General features: G+C 67.7%; 19 protein-coding genes and 1 pseudogene. 9 read left to right on the top strand and 11 right to left on the bottom strand.

What is annotated here, in order from left to right; all coding sequences use genetic code 11:
* Nucleotides 1-80: 80 nt before the first annotated feature.
* From LI94_RS03875 to dnaA, 4 genes are all read right to left on the bottom strand, one after another.
* Entirely contained in the window at nt 81-659 is a 579-nt protein-coding gene (locus LI94_RS03875; protein ID WP_024442097.1) for a DUF721 family protein, read from the bottom strand.
* Nucleotides 656-1816, bottom strand: coding sequence for a DNA replication/repair protein RecF (gene recF / locus LI94_RS03870; protein ID WP_024442096.1), 1161 nt, complete (start codon nt 1814-1816; stop codon nt 656-658). Before recF ends, LI94_RS03875 begins: the two co-directional genes overlap by 4 nt.
* 39 nt (nt 1817-1855) lie before the next feature.
* The gene (gene dnaN / locus LI94_RS03865; RefSeq protein WP_024442095.1) at nt 1856-3052 is read right to left on the bottom strand and encodes a DNA polymerase III subunit beta; all 1197 of its coding nucleotides are present in this window, start codon (nt 3050-3052) and stop codon (nt 1856-1858) included.
* Nucleotides 3053-3586: 534 nt separating this feature from the next.
* The gene (gene dnaA, locus LI94_RS03860) at nt 3587-5056 is read right to left on the bottom strand and encodes a chromosomal replication initiator protein DnaA (RefSeq protein ID WP_046300356.1); all 1470 of its coding nucleotides are present in this window, start codon (nt 5054-5056) and stop codon (nt 3587-3589) included.
* A gap of 628 nt (nt 5057-5684) precedes the next feature.
* On the opposite strand from dnaA, the gene rpmH reads away from it, so the two are divergent.
* The 9 genes from rpmH to LI94_RS03815 all read left to right on the top strand — a co-directional run bounded on the left by rpmH (nt 5685) and on the right by LI94_RS03815 (nt 12110).
* Nucleotides 5685-5828 carry a 50S ribosomal protein L34 gene (gene rpmH, locus LI94_RS03855; RefSeq protein ID WP_024442093.1) on the top strand — a complete coding sequence of 48 codons (144 nt, stop codon included), beginning with the start codon at nt 5685-5687 and terminating at the stop codon, nt 5826-5828.
* 17 nt (nt 5829-5845) lie between these two features.
* Entirely contained in the window at nt 5846-6244 is a 399-nt protein-coding gene (rnpA, locus tag LI94_RS03850) for a ribonuclease P protein component (protein WP_052739860.1), read from the top strand.
* Nucleotides 6244-6558 carry a membrane protein insertion efficiency factor YidD gene (gene yidD, locus LI94_RS03845; protein ID WP_036457680.1) on the top strand — a complete coding sequence of 105 codons (315 nt, stop codon included), beginning with the start codon at nt 6244-6246 and terminating at the stop codon, nt 6556-6558. The genes rnpA and yidD overlap by 1 nt, the downstream gene beginning before the upstream one ends.
* Complete coding sequence (gene yidC, locus LI94_RS03840; RefSeq protein ID WP_255351878.1) at nt 6539-7642, top strand: membrane protein insertase YidC; 1104 nt, start codon at nt 6539-6541, stop codon at nt 7640-7642. Before yidD ends, yidC begins: the two co-directional genes overlap by 20 nt.
* A 74-nt stretch (nt 7643-7716) precedes the next feature.
* Nucleotides 7717-8265 carry a R3H domain-containing nucleic acid-binding protein gene (locus tag LI94_RS03835; protein ID WP_164517946.1) on the top strand — a complete coding sequence of 183 codons (549 nt, stop codon included), beginning with the start codon at nt 7717-7719 and terminating at the stop codon, nt 8263-8265.
* A 154-nt stretch (nt 8266-8419) separates the two neighbouring features.
* Entirely contained in the window at nt 8420-9070 is a 651-nt protein-coding gene (gene rsmG, locus LI94_RS03830; RefSeq protein WP_239651150.1) for a 16S rRNA (guanine(527)-N(7))-methyltransferase RsmG, read from the top strand.
* Entirely contained in the window at nt 9067-10065 is a 999-nt protein-coding gene (locus tag LI94_RS03825; protein ID WP_239651148.1) for a ParA family protein, read from the top strand. Before rsmG ends, LI94_RS03825 begins: the two co-directional genes overlap by 4 nt.
* A 43-nt stretch (nt 10066-10108) precedes the next feature.
* The gene (locus LI94_RS03820) at nt 10109-11110 is read left to right on the top strand and encodes a ParB/RepB/Spo0J family partition protein (RefSeq protein WP_024442086.1); all 1002 of its coding nucleotides are present in this window, start codon (nt 10109-10111) and stop codon (nt 11108-11110) included.
* Nucleotides 11111-11333: 223 nt separating this feature from the next.
* Complete coding sequence (locus LI94_RS03815) at nt 11334-12110, top strand: hypothetical protein (RefSeq protein WP_046300352.1); 777 nt, start codon at nt 11334-11336, stop codon at nt 12108-12110.
* A gap of 68 nt (nt 12111-12178) precedes the next feature.
* Here LI94_RS03815 and LI94_RS03810 read toward each other — a convergent pair whose 3' ends face one another.
* From LI94_RS03810 to LI94_RS03780, 7 genes and pseudogenes are all read right to left on the bottom strand, one after another.
* Nucleotides 12179-13399 (bottom strand): N-acetylmuramoyl-L-alanine amidase, encoded by a 1221-nt coding sequence (locus LI94_RS03810; RefSeq protein ID WP_024442084.1) that lies wholly within the window; start codon nt 13397-13399, stop codon nt 12179-12181.
* A 167-nt stretch (nt 13400-13566) separates the two neighbouring features.
* Nucleotides 13567-13896, bottom strand: coding sequence for a thioredoxin (gene trxA, locus LI94_RS03805; RefSeq protein ID WP_024442083.1), 330 nt, complete (start codon nt 13894-13896; stop codon nt 13567-13569).
* The gene (gene trxB / locus LI94_RS03800; protein ID WP_024442082.1) at nt 13893-14894 is read right to left on the bottom strand and encodes a thioredoxin-disulfide reductase; all 1002 of its coding nucleotides are present in this window, start codon (nt 14892-14894) and stop codon (nt 13893-13895) included. Before trxB ends, trxA begins: the two co-directional genes overlap by 4 nt.
* Before the next feature lie 98 nt (nt 14895-14992).
* On the bottom strand, nt 14993-15502 hold the full coding sequence (locus LI94_RS03795) for a hypothetical protein (protein ID WP_024442081.1): 510 nt from the start codon (nt 15500-15502) through the stop codon (nt 14993-14995).
* Between the two features lie 28 nt (nt 15503-15530).
* Nucleotides 15531-16154: an RNA polymerase sigma factor SigM gene (gene sigM, locus LI94_RS03790; RefSeq protein WP_046300351.1), complete on the bottom strand. Its 624-nt coding sequence runs from the start codon at nt 16152-16154 to the stop codon at nt 15531-15533.
* Between the two features lie 86 nt (nt 16155-16240).
* Entirely contained in the window at nt 16241-19618 is a 3378-nt protein-coding gene (murJ, locus tag LI94_RS03785) for a murein biosynthesis integral membrane protein MurJ (protein ID WP_046300350.1), read from the bottom strand.
* Nucleotides 19615-20925: pseudogene (locus LI94_RS03780) on the bottom strand (hypothetical protein); the annotation flags it as partial. The gene murJ and the pseudogene LI94_RS03780, both read right to left, overlap by 4 nt.

Below are 20925 nucleotides of genomic sequence, written 5' to 3'. Positions count from 1 at the left end.
GGTTTGCCTCGTGTCCGGCCGCTGGCCGGAACGATTTTCCTGCTCGTAGCGCCACACAGGCGCCGGATTCCGGCGGCGACTCAACCGTAGGTATCGCGCGGGCCCCGACCGGAGACGTGTAACGGCCCTTTGCGCCAGGACGGGGCCGTCGGGCCGGTGATCTTCAGCGTCTTGACCACGCCGTCACCGACGGCGGCGGCGATCTTGGCCAGCAATTGGGCTTGGACCAGGCGTAACTGGGTGGCCCAGGCGGTCGATTCAGCCGCCACGCTGAGCACCCCGTCGGAGAGCCGGGTCGGTGTTGCGTGCGAGGCGATGTCGTCACCGACCACCGAGCGCCATTGACCCAGCACCGTGCCCTCGGCCACCTGGGCAGACCAGCCCCGAGACTGCGCCAGGTCGCGGGTTGCCGCGCCCAGGCTCTGGGGATCGCGACGATCCGGTCCCGGCCCCGACCAGCTGCGGCGACCGCCGCCGGTGCCCGGGGTACGGCGGCGCAACGGCGCCCGGCGGCCTTGCCCGACGTCCTTGCCCTGGCTGCGAGCGGCTTCGCGCGCTTCGGCCAGGGTGCGGCGGACGAGGTCCATGCCGGCCAGGCCGGCCAGGTGCGCCGGTGGCTGCAGCACCGGTTCGTCGTGCGAGTCCTCGAAGTCGGTCACGAGGCATCGTCCATCAATTCCGACACCCTGCCCTCGTCACCTTCGGTGACCGCGATACGAATGTGGCGGGCCTGCCAGTCGGCGGGGATGTCGTCGGGCACGGCGGCGGTGATCAAGACCTGCTCGGCGGACGCCGCGACGCCGGCCAGCGCCCGGCGCCGGGCGGCGTCCAGTTCAGCGAAGACGTCGTCGAGCAACAGCACAGGCTCGGCGCCTTCGCTGCGGAGCAGTTCATAGGAAGCCAGTCGCAGCGCCAGCGCCATCGACCATGACTCGCCGTGGCTGGCAAACCCTTTCACCGGCCGGTCGCCGAGCTGCAACTCCAACTCGTCGCGGTGCGGGCCGACCAGGCATATCCCGCGGTCCAATTCCGCACCGCGGCGGCGGGTCAACTCCGCAATCAGGGCTTCTTGAAGTTCGGCCGCGCCCTGGTTCTCGATACCGGCGGGGATCTCGAGTTTCGGTCGATAGGCCACGGCGGCGGTTCTGGTGCCCGGCGCCAGCAGTTGATAAGCCTTCTCGACTTCCGGCGCCAACTGATTGACCAGGTCGATACGGGCGGCCATCAGCTCGGCGCCGTGCAACGCCAATTGGGAATCCCACACATCGAGGGTGTCGAGCACCGAACGGTCACCGCGGTGCAGTGCGCCCGGGGCACTTTTGAGCAGCGCTGTGCGCTGTCGCAGCACGTGAGCGTAGTCGGCGCGCACGCCCGCGATCCGCGGACGGCGCACACTGGCCAATTCGTCGAGGTAACGGCGGCGCTCGCCGGGATCACCGCGCACCAGCGCCAGGTCTTCGGGGGCGAACAACACCGCACGCAGTACCCCTACGACTTCGCGGGCGTGCCGCACCGGTGCGCGGTTCAGGCGCACCTTGTTGGCCCGGCCTGCGGCGATCTCCAGATCGACGGCGAGTTCGCGGCCCTCATTGACCACGATTGTCGAAACCACGGCGCGGGTGGCACCCGAGCGAATAAGTGGCGCGTCCGTGGCCACCCGGTGTGATCCCAAAGTGGACGAATACCACAGTGCCTCAACAAGATTGGTTTTACCGAAGCCGTTCGGTCCGACCAGCACCGTCGCGCCGGGCTCCAGTTCCAGATCGACGTGCGCCCAGGACCGGAAATCCCGCAGGCCCACGTGGCGGACATACACCGAGAAACCAACCCCTCCCGTCGTCGCTGCTGCGCCGATTTAGCCGGGCAGGCGAACCGGCATCAACAGGTAGACGTAATCCGACGGCACCGCCGGGAACGGACCATCACCGATCAGCGCCGGGTCTTCTGCGCTGGCGGGGCGCAGCACCGCCGGCTTCTTCGGATCGGTGAAACCCATCGACACCTTCTCGCTGTGCAGCGATCCCAACCCATCCGTGAGGTAGGTCGGGTTGAACGCGATGGTCAACGGCTCCCCGACGAAGTCGATCGGCAGATCCTCCTCGGCACGACCGACGTCTTCGGCACCGGCCGACAGTCGCAGAGTGCCCTCGGACAACTCCATGCGCACCTGGGCGCCCCGGTCGGCCACCAATGCCACACGTTTGATCGCCTCGGTGAGCTCAGCGACACCGATCGTGGCGACGGCAAGATGCTCGCTGGGCAGCAGTTGCCGGAATTTCGGGAATTCGGCATCCAACAGTCGAGTGGTGCTGCGCTTTCCAGCGCTGGTGATGCCCAGCAGGCCCTCATTGCCGACTGAAGCCCCAGCGCCCAGAGCCAGATGCACCTCGTTGCCGTCGCTGCTGGCCTTGGCCGCTTCAGCGAGGGTCTTCGCCGGGACCAATACCGCAGCTTCGGTACCTGGTGCGGCAGACCAACTCAGCTCTCGGACAGCCAGGCGGAAACGATCTGTGGCAGCCAAAACCACTGTGTTACCCGAGATTTCGACACGTATGCCGGTCAACATGGGCAGCGTGTCGTCACGGCCGGCGGCCACCGCCACCTGGCTGATGGCCTCGGCGAACACATCCGAGGACAGCACGCCAGTTTCGTCGGGCAGAGTCGGCAGAGTGGGGTAATCCTCGACCGTCATGGTCGGCAGCGAGAATCGTGAATTCCCACAGGTCAACGAGACCCGAGTGGATTCGACCTGGACTTCGACCGGCTTGGCCGGCAATGCCCGGGTAATATCCGAGAGCAGTCGACCGGATACCAAAACGCTTCCCGGAGAAGCGATCTCAGCAGCAAGCTGAACCTCGGCGGAGACTTCGTAATCGAATCCGGACACGGTCAGACCGTTGTCGGAACCCGTCAGCAGCACTCCGGCCAACAGGGGCACCGTGGGCCGGGCCGGCAGCGACTTGGCCACCCACGCCACCGCGTCAGCGAAGTCGTCCCGGTCCAGGCGGAACTTCAAGTCGGTCAGACCCGCGTTCGTGGTCGCCGCGTCCATAACGTCCTCTCGTCACCCCGATATCGAGCTCTACCCTGCGGCGACTGGTGAACCTCCCCACCCGCGGCCGTGTAACGCCCCACGCCGAAGTGTAGGAGCGGTCGGTCACCAACCGTAGAGCCTGGACGGCCTTCTTGAAAGTTAAACCTCAACACCGAGCGGCCCCACATGGCCTTGGACGGGGACCAGGCAGGCCGGTTGTGAACAGGCTCGGTTGACCCGAATCCCCAACGACCTGCTTTTAAAAAGAATCGAGGGATAACTCCCAGTATTAGTAGTAAGTCCTGTGGATGCTGGGCACAACGTGGCATCGTCGCTGCTGAGCGGGGGCACGGGGCTGGGGAAGAACAGTGCATGACACGCCCGGACCGGCCGGCGCGGCTGTGTATGAAGCAGGTGGTGTGGATCGACTGACGATTCGCCACCGGATCGTGGACAGGTTGTCCGCAGCGGTATCCACAGGGTCCAGCCGTGACGGGTGGTACGAGTGGGTCCAAAGTTTTTTGCAAGAAGGACGGACTTCCGAGCCGGGAATCAGCGCTTGGCGCGCTGCCGGATCCGGGTGGTGAGCTCTTTGACTTGATCGAAGACCTCGCGACGTTCGGCCATCTCGCCGCGGATCTTGCGCTCGGCATACATCACCGTGGTGTGGTCGCGACCGAATGCCTGGCCGATCTTGGGCAGCGACAGGTCGGTCAGCTCCCGGCACAGATACATGGCGATCTGGCGGGACTGCGCCAGCGGCCGTGTCTTGCCGGGCCCGCGTAGTTCCTCGACGGAGGTGTCGAAGTATTCGGCGATGACCGCCATGATGATCGCGGCGCTGATCTGCATAGTGCTGGCGTCGGCGATCAGGTCACGCAGCACGATCTCGGCCAACGCCCGGTCGATCGGGGTCTTGTTGAGTGAGGCGAATGCGGTTACGCGGATGAGCGCGCCCTCGAGTTCGCGGATGTTGCGTTCGATGCTGGTGGCGATGAGCTCCAGCACATCGGCCGGCACATCGAGGCGTTCCATCTGCGCCTTCTTGCGCAGAATGGCGATCCTGGTCTCTAGATCCGGCGGCTGAACATCGGTGATCAAGCCCCACTCGAAACGAGTTCGAAGCCGATCCTCAAGGGTGGCAAGCTGTTTCGGCGACCGATCGGAAGTGATCACGATCTGCTTGTTGGCGTTGTGCAGCGTGTTGAAGGTATGGAAGAACTCTTCCTGGATACCTTCCTTACCCTCGATGAACTGGATGTCATCGACCAGTAGCACATCGATGTCGCGATAGCTCCGCTTGAACGCCACCTTGCGGTCGTCGCGAAGAGAGTTGATGAAGTCGTTGGTGAACTCTTCAGTGGAGACGTACTTGACGCGCATCCCGGGGAAGAGCCGCTGGGTGTAGTTGCCGGCCGCATGCAGCAGGTGGGTCTTACCCAGACCGGACTCACCCCATATAAAGAGCGGGTTGTAAGCGCGAGCCGGTGCTTCGGCGATGGCCAGTGCGGCGGCGTGGGCGAACCGGTTGGAGGTGCCGATGACGAAGGTGTCAAAGGTGTAGCGCCGGTTGAGGCTTGCACCGTCGGCGGTCGGCGAGTCCTCACTGGGCCGCTCGGTGAAGTAGTTGGGCCAGTCGTATTCGACGTCGGTGGTCTCGTCGTCTTCGTCCTCGACGCGCACCTCTACACCGGGGTCGGTGCTGGAAGTGGTGGGCGGGTCTTCAGCGACCTGCGGTGAGATGCGAACACCGAGTTCGATGGCGTGGCCGAGGCGCCGGCTGAGTGCATCGGTGATCTGGGTCCGCAGATGCCGTTCGATCTCGTTCTGGACGAAACTGCTCGGGACCGCCAAGAGCGCGAAGCCCTCGACGATGGCCAGCGGGTGGACTAGCTTGAGCCAGGCCTTCTGCTGGGGAGTCAGGGCTGGCGCGTCGCCGTTGGCTCCCGCGGATTCGCCGTTGAGTTCGGCGACTACCTCGTCCCAGAGACCGAGGAACGGAGTGCCGGGGTCCTCATTCACAGCCCCATCCCCCTGGTTCGACGCCGTCCGGCCTGGCACCGCAGCGCACGCGTGCCGTCAGGGGACATGCTATCCACACACTTATCCACAGATGTGGATGAGGTGCGCATTCCGCGATGAGGCCCTCCGGGCCGGGTGCTCAGCAACGGATACTCCAGACAAAAGACGCCATATCTGAAGCGCCAGCCGCTTCGTGATCTTCGGTTCGTGGTCGAGAAACCGCTCCGGTTCCGAAACGGCGCTGGCAAGGAAGCTAACAGGTTTCTGCCTAGACGACTACTCATTTCAGCGAGATGAAGCGAATGAAAACGAAGGTCGTTAGCGGGACCGATACGGGTGTGAACAGTGTGAATAGTGGGTCGATTTCGTAGGCCGATGGGCAGCGTGCAGTGCGGCGACTACACCGGGGTTTGACCCGGCGAACGTGCATCAGTACCCTCGAACAGTCGCCCGAACGTTGGCGATACGGCTGCGACCGGCCTAAAGGCCGGAGCCCGCGCCGGTTACGAGCAAGACAGCAAGACGCAGAAGTTCACCGAGCTTACCGAGTGCGTCGCGTGCGACAGGCACAACGGGCTTCCGGTGTGTCGGGCTTATGCGACGCAAGATGCAATAAGGAGAGTGTGCCGTGGCCAAGGGCAAGCGGACCTTCCAGCCCAACAACCGTCGTCGGGCCCGCGTGCACGGGTTCCGGCTGCGGATGCGTACCCGTGCCGGCCGTGCCATCGTCACCGCCCGGCGCAGCAAGGGCCGACGCTCGCTGACCGCCTGAGCACAGGCAGCTCGGCGGTGCTCCCGGCTCAATACCGGATGAGACGATCGGCCGACTTCGGTGCAACGGTCAAGCATGGCCGAAGGGCGGTGCAGCCGGACGTCATCGTGTACAGCCGGGTCGTAGTCGACCAATGGACGGACTCGTCTGAGGAGTCGGCGTCGGACGGCGCGGCGGGAACTCCGCCGACGATAGGTCTGATCATTGCCAAGTCGGTCGGTACGGCTGTCGACCGACATCGGGTGGCTCGGCGACTGCGCCATGTGGCCCGTGGAGTGTTGGCCGACCTGGAACCGCGAGAGCAACTCGTGATTCGGGCGCTGCCCGGCAGCAACGGCGCGAGCTCGGACAAGCTCAGCGCTCAGTTGCGGACAGGACTGCGGTCGATCCGCCGGGGTGCGGGGGCGGTGCGCTGATGCACGCGGTCGCGGTAGCACCGGTACGCGGGTTGATCTTCGTCATCGAGCTCTATCGGAACATGATCTCGCCACTGCGTCTGCCCAGCTGCCGCTTCATGCCGACCTGTAGTCAGTACGCGGTCGAGGCATTGACCGAGTACGGGTTGATTCGCGGCAGCTGGTTGGCGGCGCTACGGCTGGCCAAGTGCGGACCGTGGCATCAAGGCGGATGGGACCCGATTCCCGAACGGTCCCAGGGGGCTGCTGACTGCGGCTGCCCGTCCGAGAACAACTCGGGCAATCGAGCGGAGGGTGAATACCGTGTCCTTTGATCCGGGCAGCCTGGACTACGTGTACTACCCGGTGTCGGGCATTATGTGGTTGTGGTACAAGGCTTTTGGCCTCCTCCTGGGACCCGCGAGCTTCTTCACCTGGGCGCTGTCGGTGGTGTTCCTGGTGTTCACCCTGCGGGCGCTGCTGTACAAGCCGTTCGTTAAGCAGATCCGGACCACCCGGCAGATGCAGGAGCTGCAGCCGCAGATCAAGGCGCTGCAGAAGAAGTACGGCAAGGACCGCCAGAAGATGGCGCTGGAGATGCAGAAGCTCCAGCGGGAACACGGCTTCAACCCGATCCTGGGGTGTTTGCCGATGCTCGCGCAGGTTCCCGTCTTCCTGGGGCTGTTCCACGTGCTTCGGTCGTTCAACCGGACCAGTACCGGGATCGGTCAGCTTGGCCTGTCGCCCGATCTGAACCGGCAGCTGGGCAACTACTTCTTCAGCGCGGCCGACGTCGGAAACTTCCTGGACGCGAATCTGTTCGGTGCCCCGCTGGGCGCGACCATGATCCAACGCACCGGGCTGGACGCCTTCACCGAGTTCAACCGGCTGTCGGTGATCGTGGTCGGCGTGCCGATCATGATCGCGGCCGGTATCGCGACGTACTTCAACAGCCGGGCGTCGGTCGCGCGGCAGAGCCCTGAGGCCGCCGCCAACCCGCAGACCGCGATGATGAACAAGCTGGCGCTCTATGTCTTCCCGCTGGGCGTGGTGGTCGGTGGGCCGTTCCTGCCGCTGGCGATCATCTTGTACTGGTTCTCCAACAACATCTGGACCTTCGGCCAGCAGCACTACGTGTTTGGGCTGATCGCCAAGGAGGAAGAGGACAAGAAGGAAGAGGCGCTGCGGCGCCGCGCGGCCAATGCGCCAGCCCCCGGGGTTAAGCCCAAGCGGGGTAGCCGAGCGGTCGCAACCGATGCAGCCGGGGATTCCGATGACCCCGCCGAGGAGCCGGGCGCGATCGAGGCGGAGGCCGGTGAGGCCGGGAACCCTGAGGCCGCCAAGCGGAGCCCGAATCGGCCGGCTGCCCGCGGCGGCCGGCCGGGGGCCGGGGCGAAGCCGAAGAAACGTAAGCGGTGACGTAAACCGCGACAAGCCAACCGGCGCGCGAGCCGCCGGGCACGGAGGGAGACGACATGACCGACACGACTGACATGAACGACGCCGGGACCACGGAGCGCGAGTCCGTGGCCTCCGAGGGCGAGGCCCAGGAGGGCCAAGCCGCCCCCACGGTGGACCTGGAAGACCGACTGGTTGCCGAAGGCGAGATCGCCGGCGACTACTTGGAGGAGTTGCTCGACCTGCTGGACTTCGACGGCGACATCGACCTCGATGTCGAGGGCCGCCGCGCGGTGGTGAGCATCGACGGCGGCACGGACCTGTCCAAGCTGGTCGGCCGCAAGGGCGAGGTGCTCGATGCGCTGCAGGAGCTGACCCGTTTGGCGGTGCACCAGAAGACAGGCGAACGCAGCCGGTTGATGCTCGACATCGCCGGGTGGCGCCGTCGGCGGCGCGACGACTTGACCGCGCTGGGCGACGAGGTGGCCCGGCGGGTGCTGGAAAGCGGTGCCGACGAGGAACTGGCCCCGATGAGCCCGTTCGAACGTAAGATCGTCCACGATGCGGTGGCCGCCGTCGCCGGTGTGCACAGTGAGAGCCAGGGCGTCGAGCCGTCACGCCGCGTAGTGGTACGGCGGGACTGACCAAGACTCAGCGGGGGGAATCACAACAGTGTGATTCCTCGCCACGGTCCGTTCCCGGGAAGCCGGAGGAATGTTTCACGTGAAACATGTCGAGGGAGCACCGGCACCCGAGCCACCCCCGGAGGCGACGGAAGTATTCGGCGACCGCCTTCCCATGGCTCGCTGCTACGCGGCCTTGTTGGCCGGACCCGGTGTAGAGCGTGGCCTGATCGGCCCCCGAGAAGTCGAACGGCTCTGGGAGCGGCACCTGCTCAACTGTGCTGCAGTCGCGGAACTGCTGGAGCCCGGGGAGCGGGTGGCGGACATCGGTAGTGGGGCCGGCCTGCCGGGAATACCCGTGGCGATCGTCCGCCCGGATGTATCGATGATCCTCGTCGAGCCACTGCTGCGCCGCAGCGAGTTCCTGCATGAGGCGGTCGCGGAACTGGGCCTCGCGGGGGTGGAGGTGGTGCGTGGCCGTGCCGAAGATGCTGTCGTGCGGGACACGGCCGGCGGCTGCGATGCCGTCACGTCGCGTGCCGTGGCAAGCCTGGACAAGATCGGCCGGTGGAGCCTGCCGCTGCTACGAACGGGCGGCCGGATGCTGGCGATGAAGGGGGAGCGGGCGCAGGCCGAGGTTGATGAGCATCGCGCTGTGATGGCCAGACTAGGCGCCAACGAGGTAAGGGTGGTGAGATGTGGCGTGGACTATTTGACCCCGCCCGCGACCGTGGTGCTGGCGCTGCGGGGAGACCCCGCGGTGAAGCGCGTACGCGCTCGGGCGGCGAGCAGCACGGCACGACGGTCGAGCAGGAGGCAGGCATGAGTAGAGCAGTCCCCCCGGGCGTTACGTCACGGTCGTCGGCCGCGAAGTCCGCAGCGTCCGCTGCGGCTGTTTCACGTGAAACATCGTCGGGCTCGGTTTCACGTGAAACATCGTCGGACTTTGTCGACACCCCGATCGGAGCGGCGGCCGAGCGCGCAATGCAAGTGCTGCACACCAACAACCGGTTGCCCCGCCCCACCCGCCGCCGCGTCTTCACCGTGGCCAATCAGAAGGGCGGCGTCGGCAAGACCACCACCGCGGTCAACCTCGCCGCCGCCCTCGCGGTGCAGGGCATCAAGACCCTGGTGATCGATCTCGATCCGCAGGGCAACGCGAGCACCGCCTTAGGTATCGCCGACCGCAAATCGGGCACCCCGTCGTCGTACGAAGTGTTGATCGGGGCGATCCCGGTGACCGAAGCGCTACAGCAGAGCCCGCACAACGAACGGCTGTACTGCATTCCCGCCACCATCGATCTGGCCGGCGCCGAGATCGAATTGGTGAGCATGGTGGCGCGGGAGAACCGGCTGCGTAATGCGCTGGCAGACTTGGACGACTTCGACTTCGACTACGTCTTCATCGACTGCCCGCCCTCACTCGGACTGCTGACGGTCAACGCGTTGGTTGCCGCACCGGAGGTGCTGATTCCGATCCAGTGCGAGTACTACGCCCTGGAGGGCGTGTCCCAGTTGATGCGCAACATCGAGATGGTCAAGGCGCACCTCAACCCGCGGCTGGAGGTCACCACGGTGCTGCTGACGATGTATGACGGGCGCACCAAGCTGGCCGATCAAGTCGCCGACGAGGTCCGGCGCTACTTCGGTGACCGGGTACTGCGGACGGTGATCCCGCGCAGCGTCAAGGTGTCGGAGGCGCCTGGCTACAGCATGACGATCATCGACTACGACCCAGGTTCACGCGGGGCGATGAGCTACCTCGATGCCAGCCGGGAGCTCGTCGAGCGAGACCTGGCCGACGGTGGGGGACAGCAGTGACCGCCGATGTACGACGACCCGGAGAAGAACAGGAGCGCCCCAGATGACCGGACCGTCGCGTAAGAAGGGCGGCTTGGGCCGCGGCCTGGCCTCGCTGATCCCGACGGGACCCGGCGAGGGGAACGAGGGCCCGGGTGACCGTCGTGCCGGCTTGGGCCCGCGCATGGGGGATGCCGCTGCGGATGTCGTTCTCGGTGGCGGTAGCAGCGCGGCCGCCCCTGCGCCCACCGCCGACGTGGGCGCGGTGTACCGGGAGATCAGGCCGGCCGACATCGATCCCAACCCGCGCCAGCCCCGGCAGGTTTTCGACGACGAGGCGCTGGCCGAGCTGGTGCACTCGATCCGGGAGTTCGGGCTCATGCAGCCCATCGTGGTGCGTGCCGTACCCGGTTCGTCGCGATACCAGTTGGTCATGGGGGAGCGGCGTTGGCGGGCTTCCCAGCAGGCCGGCCTGGAGACCATCCCGGCGATCGTGCGGGAGACCGAGGACGACAACCTGTTGCGCGATGCGCTGCTGGAGAACATCCACCGGGTACAGCTGAACCCGTTGGAAGAGGCGGCCGCCTACCAGCAACTGCTGGACGAGTTCGGGGTGACCCACGACGAACTGGCCACCCGCATCGGTCGCTCTCGTCCATTGGTGACCAACATGATCCGGTTGCTGCGCCTGCCGATTGCCGTGCAGCGCAGGGTCGCCGCCGGCGTGTTATCGGCCGGCCATGCCCGTGCCCTGCTGTCGCTGGAGGCCGGATCGGAGGCCCAGGAGGAGCTGGCGGCGCGGATCGTGGCCGAGGGACTGTCGGTGCGAGCCACCGAGGAAGCGGTCACCCTGGCCAACCGAGGGGGCACCCCGACACCGGTCGCGCCGCGGCGTAAGCCGATCCAGATGCCCGGTCTGCAGGACGTCGCAGAGCGGTTGTCGACCACCTTCGACACCCGCGTGACGGTCAGTCTCGGCAAGCGCAAAGGCAAGATCGTGGTCGAGTTCGGCTCTGTCGACGATTTGCAGCGCATCGTCGCGATGATGGACTCGACAACCTCCTGAGGCGTTGTTCGCCCAGGTCCAGGGCCACACGGCCGTTACGTCACTGTGACGGTACGGTGACCCGGCCCCGGCGGGAGTGCTGAAACATGTTGATTAACAGCAGCTTTCATTTTTCGGAGGAACCGACCCACCGAATGGGACCGAGGGTGGCATCCGGCGCCTCGACCCTCCTATTCTTAAGGGGCCGTCGTCGGCGGCAGCACGGGTTGAGACCGGGAGTCCAGTGTCTGTCCGAATCGCACCCCTGAAGCTCGAGGGCTTCGAGCAGCTTCCCAAGCACGCGCGCCGCTGTGTCTTCTGGGAGGTCGATCCAGCCACCCTCGGCGGCGACGATCACCTCTCGGACCCGGAGTTCGAAAAGGAAGCTTGGCTGTCGATGGTGATGCTGGAGTGGGGGACCTGCGGCCAGGTCGCCACCCCGTCGGCCGCCGCGCGAGGAGTCGGGGATCCACAGTGCCTCGGCTATGTGCTCTACGCACCCCCGCGAGCCGTGCCGCGGGCCCACCGGTTTCCCACCGGGCCGGTCTCGGCCGACGCTGTGCTGCTGACTTCGATCGGGGTCGATCCGGCTCCGATGGCCGACGGTCTGCCACGGGAACTGATCTCGCGGGTAGTCGAAGAACTGATGCGGCGCGGCGTACGCGCGCTCGAGGCCTTCGGCCGCACGACTGCGGTCTCCGAACTACTCGATCTCGGCACCGTCCCGCCTGACGTCGCACCGGTGTTGGAGGCGGTCGGCGACTGCTCGGTCGAGCATTGCATCATCGCCGCAGATTTCCTGACCGACGTCGGGTTCACCGTGGTGGCGCCGCACCAGTATTTCCCGCGGCTGCGCCTGGAACTCGACAAGGGCCTGGGGTGGAAGGCAGAGGTGGAGGCCGCACTAGAGCGCCTGCTGGAGAGCTCGCGGTTGGAGCAACCGATAGGGGTGGGCGCCCCCGCGGTGTCCGGCGCTGCGACCGCGTCCCAGCGGCGTCTCTCCTGCGTCGAGTCTTGCTGAACCGCCGGGTCTTTGCGGCGGTCCCAGCGGCGTCTCTCCTGCGTCGAGTCTTGCTGAACCGCCGGCGGTCAGGAGCCGCCGAGATGGCCGGTTCGCTCGACCGAAAGCTCGTGGGCCAGCAGTTCGGCGAACGTGAAGGTCCCGGTGGGCCGGTCGTTCTTGCCGAGCAGATAGAGCCGTTTGACCGCGGCGAGCATTCCTTCGGCGATGGCGTCGCGATTGGCGGGAGAGGCCAGCATCCCGCGATCACGCGGGCTGGTGATGTAGCCGACGTCGACCTCGACGGTGGGCATGCGGGTCAGCCGCAGCAGATCCCAGGTTCGGCCGTGCGCCCGACAGTCCTGTAATCCGGTGCGCGCCACTATCTCTCGCTGAATAAAGTCGGCAAGGTTGCGGCCGATGGTGGACACCGAGCCATGCGAGTTGCCGAAGTGGAAGGACGCCACGCCGTTGGCTGCCGGGCTGACGTGGGTGGCACAGCGCAGACTGATCATCAGGTCGGCGCCCACGGCGTTTGCGGTCGCGGCGCGCTCGGCGTCCGACGGGCTGCGACCGCTGGGACGGGACAGGAAAGTGTCCATCCCGATGGCCGTCATCCGGCCTTCCAAACGACTTGCCAAGTCCCACAAGATGTCTGCTTCGCTGATCGGTCCCGACGGAGTCTGGAGGATCAGGCCGTGGTCGCGGCCCCCGCGGCCCGGGTCGATGACGATCCGCTTGCCGGAGAGGCGGGGTCCCGAGCGCCGTACCAGTTCCTCCTCGCGGATCGCGTGCGGCGAACCGCCGGTCACCCGTGAGGCCAGGAAGTTCAAGGAGCGCAACGTTTCCGGCCCGCAGATACCATCGGCGTACAAACCGTACTCACGCTGATAGGACGCCAACGCGTTGTGCGTCTGGATGCCGAAGTAGCCGTCGACCAGACCGGTGTAGAAACCCAGATCCTGCAGGCGCGCCTGCAGGGTGGCGACGTCGTCGCCGTACATCGGCGCCCCGAACTGGTGGTTGAGAATACGGGCGCCCAGTCGGTAGGAGGCCTCCTTGAGCGCACGGTAGGTGGCCTCGCCGATCACGCCGTCGACGAGTAGGCCCCGCTGCTGCTGAAAGGCCCGCACCGCCTGGTCCAAGTCCTCGTCGAAGACGTCCAGGGCGACGTGTTTGCCAGTGCTCAGATCCGCGTCTGGGCTGTCCACCAGCCCCAGCGCAGCCAGCGCTGCCCGGATCTCCACCACGGCACCACTGCGGTCGCCACGACGCAGGCCCTGCTCGGTGCCGCGATGCCGACCCGACATTACTGAGCCCCTCCGGTTGTCGCTGTTGGCAGTGGAACCGTGCTGGTGGTTGCCAGCAGATTAGCCAGAATTGTCTCAGATCCCCGGCCAATTTTCGAAAACGGCGAGGCAATAAAAGGCACCTGAGAGCCGAGGCTCACAAGCGCGTCGGACAGTGCCCGGAATCGCTAGGTCGCGTCTGCGAGCTCCCGCAACAGCGCCGCTTTGCCCTTGGCGCCGACGATCCGCTTCACCGGCTGGCCGTCCTTGAACAGGATCAAGGTGGGGATCGACACCACGTTGAAGTCCCGGGCGGTGTCCGGGTTGGCATCCACGTCGAGCTTGGCGACGGTGAGCTGGTCAGCCTGCTCGGCGGCGATCTCCTCGAGGACCGGGGCCACCATCTTGCAGGGGCCGCACCAGGTCGCCCAGAAGTCCACCAGCACGGGCTTGCTGCTGGCCAATACGTCGGCGGCGAAGGTGGCATCGGAGACGTTCACGGTGGCGTGCTCGGTCATCGGGGTGCTCCCATCAGGGTTTGGGTACCGGTGTCGTGGGCTTCGGCGGTATCGGCCGCTTCTTCGGATTCTGCCAGCCAGCGTTCGGCGTCGATGGCGGCCGCGCAGCCGGTTCCGGCCGCGGTGATCGCCTGCCGGTAGGTGCGGTCCACCAGGTCGCCGGCGGCGAACACCCCCTCCAAGGAAGTGCGTGACCCCGGTTGCTGGACCAGCACGTAGCCGTCCGGGTCCAGGTCGACGGCGCCACGCACCAGCGCCGAGCGGGGGTCGTGGCCGATCGCGACGAACACGCCGGTCACCGGCAGGGTGGTTTCCGTGCCGGTCTCGGTGTCGCGCACCCGCAGCCCGGTCACGGTCGTCTCACCCTCCACGGCCACCGGCACGCTGTTGGTGAGGAACCGGATCTTGTCGTTCTCGCGGGCCCGGTTGAGCATGATCTTCGAGGCGCGGAACTCTTCGCGGCGGTGTACCAGGGTCACGCTGCGGGCGAAGCGGGTCAAGAAGGTGGCCTCTTCCATCGCGGAGTCGCCGCCGCCGATCACCGCGATGTCCTGGTCGCGGAAGAAGAATCCGTCGCAGGTGGCACACGAGCTCACCCCGCGGCCGAGCAGTTCCTGCTCACCGGGGATGTTCAGGTAGCGGGCGGCAGCACCCATGGCCAAGATGACCGCACGGGCCCGGTGCGTCTCGCCGTCGGCGGTGACGACGGTCTTGACCGGCCCGTCCAGCTCCACCGATTCGATGTCCTCCATGCGCAGGTCAGCGCCGAAGCGCAGCGCCTGCTCGCGCATCTCGTCCATCAGCTCAGGGCCCATGATGCCGTTGCGGAAGCCGGGGAAGTTCTCCACCTCGGTGGTGGTCATCAGCGCGCCGCCGAAGGCGGTCCCCTCGAAGACCAGCGGGGCCAGTTGTGCCCGGGCGGCGTAGATCGCGGCGGTGTACCCGGCCGGGCCGGAACCGATGATGATCACATCGTGGGTGGATGGTGTCTCAGACATCGAGGGCCTTTCCGCGCGGGAGATCTGGTTACTGGGCTAGCAACGTCAGCGTAGGCGGCGATGTTCCCCGGTTCGCTACTGCCGGGTCCGGCCGGCGGCTAGGGGCGCCGCACAGTGGTGTCGGCCAGCAGCCCGGTGTCGGCGGAACTGCAGTGCGGAGCCACCGCCAACGCGATGATCGTGCCCTCTGGCGTGCCCGGCAGCAGCAGCACCACGCCGCGGTGACCGTTGATGGTGACCTCGCGGGCGCCGAGCACCTGTGTCGAGGCGGGGTAGCCCAGTCCGGCCAGGCAGCCGGTCCGGCGGGCCGGATCGGTCAGCGGGCCGTAATCGGGGCGACGGTCCAAGAGCTCGAGGATCTCCGGCTCGGTCAGCGGCAGCACCGCGGTGGGAGCGGAAGCCACCGTTATGGCGTCCAGGGAGCGCGGGCCGCTGGGGGTGTCGCCGGGGAACCGGATCAGCGCGGCGGTACCGACCCCGATAGCGATCAACGCGGCGGCGCCTCCGGCCCAGGCGGCGATCCGGCGCAACGGGGGCAGGGGACGGCTCGAGTGCGCCGGTGGCCTGGTGCGGGCCCGGGACTGTGCGCCGCCTTCATCGCTTGGCATGCTGCCGCTTCCGCTCGCTCTGGTGTCGTCACGCGCAGTCGTCGATCCGACCTGGAAACCCGCCCTTCGGCGCCAAGGCTATCCGGCCGCCGGCCGGCGCACCCGCGGCGCCGGGCGTCCGGTGGTCGGCTGGTCTGAGCAGGACGGCCAGCCGAGCGCGACCGCGGGCGCAGCGACTCTTGACGGTGCCCGGTGCCACGCCGAAGGCGTGGGCGGCATCAGCGACCGAATAGCCCTGCATGTCGACGGCGACCACCGCAGCCCGTTGGTCGGCGGGCAACCGGGACAACGCGGCGCGCACTTCCAGCGCCGTCTCTACCGCGGCGGTGTGATCATCGACAACGGCGTGCGTGACGTGCAGTTCGGTGTAGGAGATCTTGTTGCGGCGCAGGCGATCCAAGCAGGCATTGAGTACGATCCGGTGCAGCCAGCTGCCGACCGCGGCGTTGTAACGAAACGATCCCGCCGCCCGATGCGCCGACAACATCGCCTCCTGCAGCGCGTCCTCGGCGTCTTCCGGACACCCGGTGGTGAGCCGGGCCAACCGGTGTAGCCGGCGGTGGTGGCGGCCGTAGAGCTCGCCGAAGGCGAAGCGGTCACCGGCGACGTGCGCGGCCAACAGCTCGGCGTCGCTGCGGTCCGGGTGCCCCATGGGCGGACAGTAACCAGCGGCGGCCCCGTGGGCACTTCACCCGACCGAGCTGTGCACAGGCCCGCTGCGCCGGCACGGCGACCCGCCTAGGAAGCCGCCTGCACGGTGATCTCGGAGATCTGGGTGCGGCTCTCGCCCGCGGTGTTGCCCATCGTGGAGATCCACACCAGCAGGTTCGAAGTCGGAGCCGCCGAGTCGGCGCTGATCTTGTTCGAACCGGGCTGAAGCGACTTCGCCGGGGCCAGCAAGGTGGTGTCTTCGAGCCGCGACGGCTTCGGCGTCGAAGAAGAGCGCAGCTCCACCCGGGTGCCGGTGCTGGACACGTTGAGGGTGACGGTGCCGATCACCGTGGGCTTGGGCAGTTGCAGCATCAGCCCGACGCCGTTCTTGAAGTTCGGGAACGGCACCGGATCGGAGTAGGTGTCCGTCGACCAGGCGGTGGCCGGATTGCCGTCGATAGCCAGGCCGGCGTCCTGCGGCCGGTCCGCCTCGCCCCCGGGCGAGAAGACCGTCGCCTGGACCGGCTTCACGATGCCGCTGGGTCCGGTGGTGCCCGGCTGCGACGACGCCGAAGGACTGCTCAACCCCAGCTCGGTCTTGTCGAGCCCGTTGACGTCCCCGAAGATCCGGTTCAGCACCGAAGCCAGCACCAGCAGCGCGACCAAGATGACGGCCCCGCCGATGCCCAGGCCGATCAGCACCCGGCGGCGCCGCTCGGCCCGCGTCTCGTCGTCCGGTGGTGCCGGGGCCGGACGGGGCGCGGGCGCCTCGGCGCCGACCGTCCCCAACAGCTCGGTCTGCTCGTGCAGGGCCGTGGCCTGCTGCAGCAGGTTCGACAGCGTCGACGCGCCGCGGATCCCGCCGTCTGGCTGGATCGCGTGGCTGGCCGCCGCGGCGATCTGGAACGGGATGTCCGGGTTGATCGCGTCGGGTTTGACCGGGTTGCCGGCCTCGTCGCGGTCCGCGGGCTCCAGCCCCACGTCGGCCCCGGCATCGGCCAACGGCCACCGGTTGACCAGCAGCGCATACAAGGTGGCGCCGATCCCGCGGATGTCGTCCTCGGGCTTGGTATCCGGCAGCGTGGCGGGGAAGGCCAGGGTGACGTCGCCGTCGATGCTGACCCGGACCCGGGCCGGATGGTCGATCGATAGCGCCACGCCACTTTGGTGGGCGGACTCGGCCGCGGTGGCCAACGACCGGATCGCGCGGGCGGCACCGATCGGCGAGGGCGCGGTGCCGGCCACCTCCTGCAGCGAGGCGCCACGCACCCATTCAGAGACCACCAGGCCGCCCGCACCGACACGCACCACGTCGAGCACCCGGGCGATTCCGGGCAGGCTGATCTGGCTGAGCCGCTGGGTGCGCGACAGCACGCCGGTGAGCTGGTCATCGGCCAGGGTCTGGTTCGGATCGACGAACGTCAACGCGACTTGGCGGTCCAGTGCGGTGTCCAGCGCCTGCCAGAACTGCAGCACCGGGGTGCCGCCGTGGCGTACCAGCAGCCGGTAGCGGCCGCCGGCGATGCTCAGGCCGGGCGTCAGCAAGCTCTGGTTGCCGGCCGACTCGGGGGCGTCGGTCGCCCGCGGAGACGGCTGCGGAGCAACGGTCCGCGACGCGGCGCGAGGCCCGGTGCCTTCGGAAGGAATGTTGGCCACCTCCGCGCCTTTCGGTGTCCAGCCACCGGTGATGTGCTCCGGCGGCGTGTGCGCGGCGGGATCGTTCGGGACGTCCCCGCCGTCTGTGGGCAAACGGTTGTGCTCAGCGTACGGGACGCTCGTATCGGGAGAAGGCGGGTTCGCCACGCCGATCGGGGCTTCTCCGGCACCGATTCTTCGACGCACCGCGGCCAGCGCGGCAACCGCCTCGGGCACCTCGGCGCGCACCATGACCGCCCCGATGATCGGCAGCATCACCAGCGTCATCACTAGCAGGCGCAGCATCGATCCCGCCGCACCGCGGTCGGTCAGCATGCCCAGGCCCAGCACTCGATCCAGCACCTCGGCGACCAGCCCGGCCAGCAGCGACGCCGTCAACGTCACCAGCACGGTGCGGATCACGTCCGGCCCCACCAGCCCGCCTACCGGGCGCAGTGAGCGCCGCAGCAGCACGTGCCCGACGATCGCGCCAGCGAGAAAGCCCAAGCCGTTGGCCAGACCGAGGTAGGCCGCCACCAGATCGGGGTTGTCGGTCAGGTGCGGGGCTGCCAGCGAGGCGACGATCTTGACCGCCGTGATCACCACGATGATGGCGATGGGCGTCCAAGGTTGTTCCCGGGCGTAGAACACCCGCAGCTGCAGCAGCACCAGGGCGTAGGGAATCAACGTGAAAGCCGACATCGCGACCGCAGCGCCGAGGAATCCCGCGTCGACGTTGCCGAAGTTGCCGTAGGCGAACAGCGCGCTGCCGATCGCCGGGCCGCCGAGGGTCATCAGTGCGACGATCGGAATGAGGGTGATCATCATCAGCCGGGTGGCCAGGGACAGATCGGCCAGCACCGCGGGGTCGTCGCCGGCGGCGGCGTTGCGGCTGAGCCGGGGCATCACCACGGTCAGCACCGTTACGCCGATCATGCCGAACGGCAGCTGCAGTAGCAGCCAGGTGTAGTAGTAGATCGCCGGGCCGGACGCGGCAGCGGTGCTGGCGATCTGATTGGTCACCACCAGGCCCACCTGGCTGATCAAGACGTAGAGCACCATCGCCGAGGCCATCGTGCCGAAACGCTTGAGCCGGTCATCGATTCCCCACAGCGGGCGCAGGCTGATCCGTTCCCGCCGGATCGCCACCAGCAGGACGGCGGTCTGGGCGACCACGCCGGCCGTGGTGCCCAGGCCCAGTACCAGCAGCTTGGCGTTGCCCATCCGCACCGGGTCAACCGACAGTTCCCCCGGCACCAGCAGGTAGGCCACCAGCGTGGTGATCGCGACGACGTTGTTGACCACCGGCGCCCAGGCCGGGGCCCCGAAGATGTTGCGGGTGTTCAGGATTGCCATGAACACCGAGGACAGCCCGTAGCAGATCACCTGGGGCAGCAGCAGATAGGCGAACGCGATGGTCAGCGGTTCGTTGACCTGCGGGTCGCCGCCCAACATCAACCGCACCAGCATCGGTGCCGCCGCCACCGAGATGACGGTGGTGGCCAGCAGCAGGGCGGTGGCCAGCGTGACCAGCCGACGTACGAACGCGGCACCGCCGTCGGCGTCGTCGCGTTCGGCGCGGGCCAGCACCGGCACGAAGATCGCGGTGAACGTCGCCTCCAGCACCAGGGCGGCGATCTGGTTCGGCAGCTGGTTGGCCACCGAGAAGGCGCTCGACAGGGCGGCCCCCAGGATCGCCGCCAAGAGCACCACCCGGATGAACCCGGTGATGCGGCTTACCAGGGTCGCCAACGCCATCCCCCAGGAGCGCGACACCACTGCGGCGTCGGTCAGCTCGGGGCGTGCGGGTTGCCGGGCCGGCGTGCTCACCGCTCTCCGCCCGGACTGGATGGGGGAGCGGGCAGGTCGGCGCGGTCGGGCTGGCCGCGGAAGCGGTGCCAGAGCCGGCGCCCGGTCAGCACCGTCAGTGCCGCCGCCGCGGTCATGGTGATCAAGAACAGCACCATGCCGTAGGCGTTGGAGTGCACCGACAAGCGGACGGACTCACCCAGCGGCAGACCGTCCGGCGTCTGCAGCGCGGCGTCGACGACGAAGTGCTGGTTGACCCGCACCTCGACCGGGACCCGCAGCGGTAGGAACCCCGGCGGCAGCTCCAATTCCCCGACATCGGTCACCGTCATCCCCGGTGGGGCGTCGACGTGTAGCCGCACCCGGATCGGGACCGCCAGGTCGTTGCGCAGCGCCAGCGGCAGCGGGCTGTGCTCGGTGGCCAGCGTGTAGGAGTCGGCGGGGTTGACGATGGTGACCGCGCCAATCAGGTCGTTGACGGTGTCGCCGATGATCGCCAGGCGCTGCGTCGCCAGGCCGTTGCGGACATCGACCGGCTCGGACTGGGTCAGTGCGCGCAGCATGCCCTCGGCGAGCGGCGCGGTGTACTGGTCACCGGTCAGGCCGGTGCGGACGTCGGTGGTCAACGCCGCGGTCAGGCCCGTCAGCCGGCCGATGTCGTTGGCCACCGCGCCGATGACATCCGGGCTGAAGCCGCCCGCCAGTTGTTGGGTCGGCAGCGGATGCTCGGGCGGGACTGTCACGTCGCGCGCTTCGGCGAGCACCGCGGTCAGCGGCCGGGGCACGGCCAGCCCGGAGCGCAGCGCGGTGGCCAAGGTGGTCAACACGGCCTGCGCGTCGTCGGCGCGGGGCTTCCAGTACGCCGGCGGCATCAGGATCTCGTCGCGTGGCGCGCGGGGGCTCTCCGGGAATTCCAGTCCGCGCCACAGCATCGAGCCCAGGGCGTCCTGGCGACGGGCCAGCGCGGAGTCGTGGCGAAGCCGGACCGCCAGCGAGGTGTCCTGGTAGCTGGGTGCGACCGGATCGGTGCCCATCGCCGCCAGCGCGGCGCCGACGGCGGGGTCGTACGGCACCGACACCAACTGTGGGGACACTCGCCGCGGGGTGACGTCGGCGGTGGCCGAGGCGCCGGACGCCGAGTCCTGCGCCGCACAGTCACCGGCGGTGATCACGACCGTTGGGCCCTCTGAGCTTTGGGCACTGATCAGGTCCGCGGCGCCGGCCGTGAGCCGGCCATCGCCGAGCAGGACCGCACCACGGGTCGAACTCACCTCGAGGATGCGGTCGACGATGTCGGCGGGCTTGCGTACCTGTCTCTTATACACATC

The sequence above is a fragment of the Mycobacterium sp. UM_Kg27 genome (genome assembly GCF_000972905.1).
GTDB lineage: Bacteria > Actinomycetota > Actinomycetes > Mycobacteriales > Mycobacteriaceae > Mycobacterium.
Note: the sequence above shows the minus strand (reverse complement) of the source record. Positions and strands in the feature narration are given on the sequence as shown.